Source organism: Streptococcus sp. KR (assembly GCF_002238115.1).
Classification (GTDB): Bacteria; Bacillota; Bacilli; order Lactobacillales; family Streptococcaceae; genus Streptococcus.
In genome coordinates this window covers 1-357 of the sequence record NZ_NGVM01000195.1, presented here as the reverse complement: position 1 = coordinate 357, position 357 = coordinate 1, and the positions used below count along the sequence as shown (strand labels likewise).

Here is a 357-nt window from a genome sequence, read left to right as displayed (position 1 = left end):
ACATTTATAAACACCTGATTCCATTGAGGCGTATCTAAATTAGCGGTGCTCCCCTTTGCCGAAAAGATAATCATTTGGTCAACATCGTCAAGAGGTCTAATCTGTGTCTTTCGAGCAAATGATCCCATTTTTAATGCAAATTCTGAGCCCGAGTATAATTCAAGGTTTTTCTCGTTTCTTTGACTAAGATCCTTAATATTTGAAGTTAACCAATTTCTACTATTTCTTGCACCTGTGCTTTTTTTACTATCTATATTTATGTTTTCTGAAACATAATTGCTAAACCAAGAATCTACAGTCATAAATACATTCCCCTTTCCTATCATTGTTTTCAGCTTGTGTTTTTCTAGCGGCTCT

The 357-nt window shown here is 34.7% G+C and carries 1 protein-coding gene; it reads right to left on the bottom strand.

The window, feature by feature from the left end:
• The coding region (locus tag CBI42_RS11585; protein WP_218822074.1) for a hypothetical protein at positions 1–302 on the bottom strand (302 nt) is incomplete at its 3' end.
• Positions 303–357 lie beyond the last annotated feature (55 nt).